Source organism: Runella sp., from assembly GCF_027484545.1.
GTDB lineage: Bacteria > Bacteroidota > Bacteroidia > Cytophagales > Spirosomataceae > Runella.
The window spans coordinates 1-8,328 of the sequence record NZ_JAIXST010000313.1 but is presented as its reverse complement, the minus strand read 5'-3'; the positions used below and the strand labels follow the sequence as shown (position 1 = coordinate 8,328).

The window sequence follows — 8,328 nt, the reverse complement described above, 5'->3', positions numbered from 1 at the left end:
TGGTCTTTGGAACGGTTATCCGTTTTTTTTCGGGATGGGTTAATTTCATTGGGGTTTTGCTTGGTCGTAAAATTTACAAACGTAGCTCATCCCAAGTTTTTATCAAAATGCCCTGATAGTCCATAGTTTTTAGTCGATGGTCTACGGTTAAAGATAATATATTGATTTTCAATGGATTATATGAGTTATTTTCAACAAAAAAAGCCCCGTTCTGAAACGGAGCTTTTGATGACATATTCAAATGATAAACTGTGGACTATAGTCTATCAACCATGGACTTATTTCTTCGTTACCCGAATAGAAATACGACGGTTTTTAGCACGACCTTCTTCAGTAGTGTTATCAGCTACGGGATATTGGTCGCCATAGCCTTCTGAATCAATACGTTCTGTGGCAACGCCCATCGCAACCAATTCTCCTTCAACTGCTTTGGCGCGGTCTGCTGAGAGTTTAAGGTTGGCATTGGCATCACCTGTATTATCTGTATAGCCACCCAACTTGATATTTACTGCTGGGAAAGCCTTCATTATTTCGGATACGTTTTTGAGTTGTTCCTGTGATTCAGGTTTCAAGGTTGATTTTCCCGTTTCAAACAACAAACGGTCAAAATCAAACCAAGTTGTTTTGTCAACGGGTTTATCAGAACGAATGAAATCAATTAAGCCTACTTCAATAGGATTGCCATTCGCTGCAATATTCATTTCGAGGCCGTTGTCCAATTTCAAGGTGGCAGCGCTCGTAATTGTACCGCTGTTGTTTTCTTTCGTCACGTTTACCTCAATGGTTTCTTTAGCCTTGGTGTGGTTGTGGCCACCCTTTACGGCGATGTATGGCGCAATTACCAACGAAACGATTGACATCAACTTAATCAAAATGTTCATCGAAGGACCTGAGGTATCTTTGAATGGATCCCCTACGGTATCTCCCGTTACCGAAGCTTTGTGCGGCTCCGATTTTTTGAAATACATCTGTCCGTCAATCATTACTCCTTTTTCAAACGATTTTTTGGCGTTGTCCCACGCACCACCGGCGTTTGATTGGAAAATTCCCATCAACACACCCGATACGGTTACCCCGGCCAACAAACCGCCTAAAACTTCAGGCCCCATGGTGAAACCTACGAGTACCGGCGTAATCAACGCAATAGCTCCCGGAAGAATCATTTGCTTGATGGAAGCTTCTGTAGAGATAGCTACGCATTTTTCGTATTCAGGCTCGGTTTTGTATTCCATAATTCCCGGAATTTCACGGAACTGACGACGTACTTCGTTTACCATTTCCATGGCTGCTTTACCTACGGCAGAAATACAAAGAGCACTGAAAATAAACGGAATCATACCGCCCACAAACAAGCCTGCCAATACATCAGCTTTGTAAATGTCAATTTGGGTAATGCCCGCAATTCCTACAAACGCGGCAAACAATGCCAATGAGGTCAAGGCAGCAGAAGCAATCGCAAATCCTTTTCCGGTAGCAGCAGTAGTATTACCAACCGCATCCAAGTTGTCAGTACGCTCACGAACTTCCGGAGGCAATTGTGACATTTCAGCAATACCGCCCGCGTTATCGGCAATAGGTCCGAAGGCATCAATCGCCAACTGCATCGCTGTAGTAGCCATCATACCGGCAGCCGCAATAGAAACACCGTAAAGACCTGCAAATTTGTACGAAAGGATGATACCGGCCGCCAAGGTTAAAATGGGTAATACCGTTGATTCCATCCCTACGGCTAAACCGCCGATGATGTTGGTAGCGTGTCCCGTGCCTGATTTTTCAATGATAGAAAGTACTGGACGTTTGCCCATCGCAGTGTAGTATTCCGTAATCATAGACATCAGTGTACCTACTGCCAAACCAACTAAGATGGCGTAGAATACATCCATTGCTCCAAAAGGCTTACCGCCACGGAGTACCATATTTTCAGGTAAAAGATTGGTTACTAAAAAATAACAAGCTACCAAAGTAATGGCAATAGAAGCCCAGTTACCGATATTGAGTGCGTTTTGTACCGAAGAAGTTTCGCCTTTGATACGTACAAAGAAAGTAGAAACCAAAGAAGCTAATAAACCGACACTGGCAATTAGCATGGGAAGCAATACGGGAGAGAAACCGCCGTAGTTGTCGGTAACTTCAATTTCCTGACCCAATACCATGGTCGCCAAAATAGTAGCTACGTAAGAACCGAATAAGTCGGCACCCATCCCGGCTACGTCACCTACGTTATCACCTACGTTGTCGGCGATAGTGGCAGGGTTACGAACGTCATCTTCGGGGATACCTGCTTCTACTTTACCTACAAGGTCAGCGCCTACGTCGGCTGCTTTGGTATAGATACCGCCACCTACCCGCGCAAAAAGCGCGATAGATTCCGCTCCCAACGAGAAACCAGCCAATACTTCGATGGCGGTTTTCATTTCATCAGAAGTAAGGGCTTTGCCCGCAGCGAAGTAATTGTAAAAGGCAATGAAAAGACCGCCTAAACCCAAAACGGCCAAACCTGCTACGCCCATTCCCATGACGGAACCGCCCGTAAAAGAAACTTCCAGGGCTTTAGCCAGTGAGGTACGCGCGGCCTGTGCCGTACGTACGTTGGCTTTGGTGGCGACTCTCATACCGATGTAACCCGCCGTAGCAGACAACAGCGCCCCAATCAAAAAGGCAACGGCAATAAGAGGAGAAGAGTGAATAGGATTTTCGGGGGTACCTTCCTGAGTACCCAAATAACCCAAAATAATGGCCGTAGGAATGGCGAAATAGGCCAGAATCTTCCATTCGGCTTTCAAAAAGGCGATAGCACCATCGGCAATGTAACCCGAGAGTTTTTGCATGTTTGCATCACCGACAGGCTGACTTGACACCCAGCTGAAACGCCAGGCAGTGTACAGTAGCCCCACGACACCAAAAGCAGGAACGAGATAAATGATATTATTCATGCGTAGTAATTAGGATTTTGATTTACAGTTTCCAAAAATTCGGGCAAATATAGCAGAACCTACCCCATTTACCCAAAGTCATGGTTAGGAATTTGCTTATTTTATATCGCTTTTGTGCTATTTTGGGGAGTGTATAACCCATAAAAATAGCGTTTTTATGCTGTAATCGGTAAACACTTCCCTATATAATTGTAAAGAGTCCTTTTAGTGAATAAATCTACCCGTTCAATAAACGCTTCAACGGCAAATGACGGTCTCGCCTAAATTGTGCGCAGATTTTGGTCGTTTCTCATTTGTTCCCTAATTTGGCAAAGCGCATCTTTTCGCCGTATTTCAGCCTTTCAAACCGCCACTTATGAAAAAACACTATATCGTATTTATTCTTTTACTGCCCTTTTTTGCGCAAAGCCAGCAGGTTGGAATCAACATTCAAAAAGGGGAGGACTTTTTTAGGGATGACCGTTGGAAATTCAAGGCGGGAGATTCGTTGGAGTGGGCAAAACCCGACTATCATGATCTTCATTGGCAGAAAGCTAACATTTCATTACGGGACAACAAGGCCCTTTGGAAAGCAAAAAAAGGCTGGTTCCGGCTTCAATTCAGCCTTTCTCAAAAGTCTTTAAAAACGGACTATACTCTTATTATAAAACAATTCGGCAACTCTGAACTGTATTTAGACGGGAAAATGGTGGCTACAACTAACGCCTTCGACCCGTTGGATTCTACGTCTCAGATTAGGCTCATGCAAATTCCGTTTACCGTCAAAGATACAAACACCCATGTCATATCTCTACGCTATTCGTTTCGTTCCTCCCCCCTCTATTATGCCTCTACCGATCAGGAAGCTTTTAAGGTTTGGCTTGAACCGTCACACCAATCCATGCTTAATCAATTGGTCAATACCGCGTGGAATGCGGGCGTAGGCGGTATGCTGGCCGGGTTGTTCGGTATTCTTTCCCTGCTGCATTTTCTTTTTTTTCGTGCCAATCCTAACCAAAAGGTACACTTGATTCTGGCCTTTGCCACCTTTTGCTTCACCATTTTGTTTGCCCTCAGTATTATAGATGGTTTTTTGGGAACCCTTACCCAAAAATCCTTGCTGGATGCCGGGGAGGTTCTAACCATTCATCTGGCTTTTGGTTTGTTGCTGGCCGCCGTTTATACCTATTTAAAACGACGTCATAGTTGGTTCTTTTACCTCGTCATTATTGCATTGGCAGTTAGTTTTGGGTATCAATGCTTCATTGAACCCTTGCCTGATGGCCAATTCTTGATTCCTTTTTTTCTGGTGCTGATTGATTATATCAGAGTGAGTTGGTTGGGGAAACGGTACGGAGATTCCAACAATAAACTCCCGTGGAATTCGCTCCGTTTTTTGCTTTTTGCTTTACTGTTGTTGATTCTTTCGGCAGCCATAATGGGTATTGTACAAAGTCTCACCAGTTTGGGGGATAATGCCTTTATCTTAGCCTTTGTGGTGCTTTTTTTTGTTTTTGCGGTATTGTTAAGCATTCCCATCGGCCTGTCGCTCTCTTTGGTGCACGATTATACCCATACGTACCGATCTATGCGACTGAATCTGGAAGAAGTTCAAAAACTCTCAGCCAAAACACTCGCACAGGAGCACGAAAAGCAACAGATACTGGCTACCCAAAACGAAACCCTTGAACGTCAGGTGAAGCAACGAACCGCGGAACTGAATCAATCGCTCGAAACTCTGAAAGCGACTCAGAATCAACTCATTCAAAAAGAGAAAATGGCTTCGTTGGGAGAGCTCACAGCGGGTGTGGCGCATGAGATTCAGAACCCGCTCAATTTCGTCAACAACTTTTCGGAAGTCTCCGCTGAACTGTTGGATGAATTGCTGGAAGAACGCGAAAAAGCACCCGAACACCAGGACAAAAAATTGGAAAACGAACTGTTGACTGACTTGCAGCAAAATATGCAAAAAATCACCCATCACGGACAGCGGGCCAGTTCGATTGTGCGCAGTATGTTGGCACACTCGCGCACATCGTCGGGGCAAATGGAACCCACCAACCTCAATGCTTTGACCGATGAATACCTGCGCCTTGCCTACCACGGCCAACGGGCCGCTCATCCGAACTTTAACTGTCAGCTGATTACCGATTTCAGTGCCGACATTCCGACGCTCAACCTTGCTGCGCAGGACATGGGGAGGGTATTGCTCAATCTCTACACCAACTCATTTTACGCCCTTCAGCAAAAACAACAACTTGTTCCTGATTTCTACGAGCCGACGCTTTGGGTAAGTACGGTAGTAAAAGAGGGAAAATTCGTTGAAATACGCGTTAGAGACAATGGTACTGGCATTCCACAGGCCATTCTCCAAAAGGTTTTTCAGTCATTCTTTACCACCAAACCCACAGGTGAAGGGACTGGACTTGGGCTGTCGTTGTCGTATGATATTGTTACCAAAGCCCATCAGGGCTCGCTGGAAGTGACCAGTACCGAAGGCGAAGGGACAGAGTTTGTCATTACGCTGCCTGTTGGCAAGCAGTGAGGAGTTCTGATTAAATACACTCGTCATCTACAGACATCTCACCACTCACCAGTATTTGTTCACAGCGGGTAAAGGTGATTGAGGCATTGATTTGAAAGGTTAGGTTCATCACCAGACGCTGGGCCGGTACTTTTCCGTTCAAACGGATGCTTAAGCCTCCTCGGTTGATACCGCTTAGGTTGGCGTCCAAAATTTTTTGTAATTCTGATGCACCTTTGGCCTTCAAAATCGAAATAGCATTGTAGATAGAGACATCATCGGTTGTTCCGATGGCATTGCCCAGAGCATTTTCCAAATCCAACCCCTCACTCTTGGAAATAGCAATGGTTTTGGTCTCATTCAACAGCGGACTGATGGTGTTGAGCAAAGCACCGCTCACTACATCGGCACTTAGTATTACCTGAGTGGCTGTATTGGTTGGAAGAACTTTTGCTCCGATGCTAACTCCGTGAATATCAATTTTTTCGATCGTTGCGCTGGATACTTTGTTATTTTCGGGGTCAAATAAATTCGTAATGTCACGGCTGTCAATGAGTTGATACGTCTGAAAATTACCAACCTGATTAATGGCATAGTTCAATTGGATTGTTTTAGTGACTGTTCGGCTAACTTTTACTTTTTTTAAGATGGAAGGAGCGCAAGCCTGTTGCAGCGTAAAACACAATAGGAGGAAATACAATAGATAGTTTTTCATGGTTTTAGAAGATTTAAGCCAAGACATTGGATTATTTGCACGAACAGCAACAGGTAGATAAGGAAACACTCCATAACACCTGAATATGAATGGCGACTATGGTGGAGAAAGGGATATAGGCATTGGGCGAACCCACCGCAACTGTACTGACTAAGGATGGACTGACTCCGGGAATACAGGCACTATATTCGGATATTCCCCTACTAACCAAACTTAAATGGTTGCGAAGGTTTGTTTGCCAGTCCATGGGAATCGCTCGGCATACAAACGTATTGCATATCGCCTGCGAAGCACCTAAATGGATACCAATCAAATACAGAGAGGTTAGCCCGGCTCCGTTGTCGCAGCTAATATTGGCCCGCTGAATAGACCCCAGAATTTCTTTTATCAGTAAATCAATCTCATTGACCGCCTGTACTCTTGACATTCCTGGCAAACGGGCGGAGTAACTGCTGATTTTTTGAACGTCAAAATCAAGACAGGTGATGGTGTTTAGCGCGGTAATGGTAGTAGTCAGCGTAGCCTGTACATCGGTAATAGTGCCGGGGGCAATCACATCCGAGCCCAATCTGCCCCAACATAACCCCAGCCCATATACACCGGAATAAAATAGGCTTAGTTCTTTGTTGCAAAACCGCCCCGACCTTCCAGTCTTACCAGTCGTAGGTGATGCTTTACCCACCGTAAAAGCATATCTTGATTTGATTACGCTTTCATTGTTAAAATAAGAGCGTACTTCGTAATTGCCTTCGGGCAGTCCTGCAAAATCCACGGTACCGCTCTGTTTTCCATTGGTATATTGCCATAAAATGTACTTATCATCCGCGCTGCCGGGTTGGGCAATGCTTATCCAATCTTTAGCGTTACCAGAAAATCCTGAAAAATTAACCACGATTCGTTCGTTGGGAGGATAAACCGATTTGGAAAGGCTGACGGAAAGGTTCTGGTCAGCATTGCCCACCTTGAAAGATGCCCGCGCTCTTACCGTACTTTCATTATTATAATAGCCCCTGATTTCGTAATTGGCATACGGGAGTCCGTTAAAACTCACAGAGCCGCTTCTGCTGCCATTTATATATTCCCAAACGATGTATTTATCATCTGCGCTGCCGGGTTGGGCAATACTTATCCAATCTTTGGCATTACCAGAAAACCCTGAAAAATTAACGACAATTCGTTCTCCCGGTGCATAAACTGATTTGGTAAGATTGACCGATTGAGCAAAAGTTAAGGTAAAAAGTGCGATAGAAAAGAAGGCTAAAGGCAGTAAGTAAACGATTTTTTTCATAACAGATTCTTGAACTTAAATGGATTAAATGATTTAAAAACTGAAGCCTAAACTTGCCGCCGCTACCACGGGGCGAATGAAATTTCCGTGTACATTGAGCCAGAAAATCCACAGTTTTACGCCCATTCCCGCAGCGAGCAGTAAGGGGTTTTTGTTACTGAGAGGTACATGAACGGGCGAAGCATCCGCGGAGCCTGCGTAATCAATATTCATCGCGCTTTTTTGATAACCCAAGTAGGCGTAGTAGTGAAACAGCTTCCATTGGTGGCCGGCATAGACTCCGATTTTATGCATGGTAAGGTCAGAATAATTGCCTACGTTGAGTTTTTGGAAGCAGTACTCTGCCGAAATTTTGAGGCGTGAGTCCTTTACAAAATACCTTCCGATATCATGCCGAACACCGCCGCCCAAAAATTGAAGTTTTCCAAAATCCCCTCCAAAATCATAGCCGAAGAATCGAACGTTAAACTCCGTACCGAAAATACTGCCAATGGTCAATTGCGGTACTGCTAATGCCACAGCTTTGATTCCCAGTCCGGCAGGAAAAGTATAGGAGGTTCCGTTAAGCCCATTGACGGTGACGATTTCTCTGGGCTCCAGAATCGTTGGAACACGTGCACTCTGTTCGGGAGAAAAAGGGACATCAGTAGTACCCGTAAAGTAGCGGGTTTTATCGTCTAAAATCCACGTAGAGAAAGCGGTTACGCCCAGATAAAGATGAAATCCACTGTCTACGGAAGTTTTGTGGATATGTCTGGTATTGAACGTAGAGGGTGTAGGACAAGTTTATTAAGCCGCCATTTTTATTAAATCGGTTACTTTATTGCACTGATTGTTTTTAAAAGCGACCCTAATATTAGCTACTTGTTGCAAACCTGTTTTAGTCCAC

Annotated in this window: 5 protein-coding genes; 1 reads left to right on the top strand and 4 read right to left on the bottom strand. The window is 44.6% G+C overall.

Features of this window, described 5'->3' with window-relative positions; translation table 11 throughout:
• Window positions 1–278: 278 nt before the first annotated feature.
• Entirely contained in the window at window positions 279–2,933 is a 2,655-nt protein-coding gene (locus tag Q0081_RS28030; protein WP_298361332.1) for a sodium-translocating pyrophosphatase, read from the bottom strand.
• Window positions 2,934–3,288: 355 nt separating this feature from the next.
• Between Q0081_RS28030 and Q0081_RS28025 the strand changes: the two genes are divergently transcribed.
• Window positions 3,289–5,457 (top strand): ATP-binding protein, encoded by a 2,169-nt coding sequence (locus tag Q0081_RS28025; protein WP_298361330.1) that lies wholly within the window; start codon window positions 3,289–3,291, stop codon window positions 5,455–5,457.
• A gap of 10 nt (window positions 5,458–5,467) precedes the next feature.
• Here the strand turns inward: Q0081_RS28025 and Q0081_RS28020 are convergent, their stop codons facing one another.
• The 3 genes from Q0081_RS28020 to Q0081_RS28010 are packed head-to-tail and all read right to left on the bottom strand — an operon-like array spanning window position 5,468 to window position 8,189.
• Window positions 5,468–6,151, bottom strand: a complete 684-nt coding sequence (locus Q0081_RS28020) for a hypothetical protein (RefSeq protein ID WP_298361328.1) — start codon at window positions 6,149–6,151, stop codon at window positions 5,468–5,470.
• A gap of 31 nt (window positions 6,152–6,182) precedes the next feature.
• The gene (locus tag Q0081_RS28015) at window positions 6,183–7,439 is read right to left on the bottom strand and encodes a hypothetical protein (protein WP_298361326.1); all 1,257 of its coding nucleotides are present in this window, start codon (window positions 7,437–7,439) and stop codon (window positions 6,183–6,185) included.
• A gap of 33 nt (window positions 7,440–7,472) precedes the next feature.
• Window positions 7,473–8,189 carry a DUF6588 family protein gene (locus tag Q0081_RS28010; protein WP_310586538.1) on the bottom strand — a complete coding sequence of 239 codons (717 nt, stop codon included), beginning with the start codon at window positions 8,187–8,189 and terminating at the stop codon, window positions 7,473–7,475.
• Window positions 8,190–8,328: the final 139 nt, after the last annotated feature.

Bases quoted from the DNA above. Each gene is read 5' to 3' on its own strand.
- Q0081_RS28030 (WP_298361332.1), bottom strand. From the start codon at position 2,933: ATGAATAATATCATTTATCTCGTTCCTGCTTTTGGTGTCGTGGGGCTA.
- Q0081_RS28025 (WP_298361330.1), top strand. From the start codon at position 3,289: ATGAAAAAACACTATATCGTATTTATTCTTTTACTGCCCTTTTTTGCG.
- Q0081_RS28020 (WP_298361328.1), bottom strand. From the start codon at position 6,151: ATGAAAAACTATCTATTGTATTTCCTCCTATTGTGTTTTACGCTGCAA.
- Q0081_RS28015 (WP_298361326.1), bottom strand. From the start codon at position 7,439: ATGAAAAAAATCGTTTACTTACTGCCTTTAGCCTTCTTTTCTATCGCA.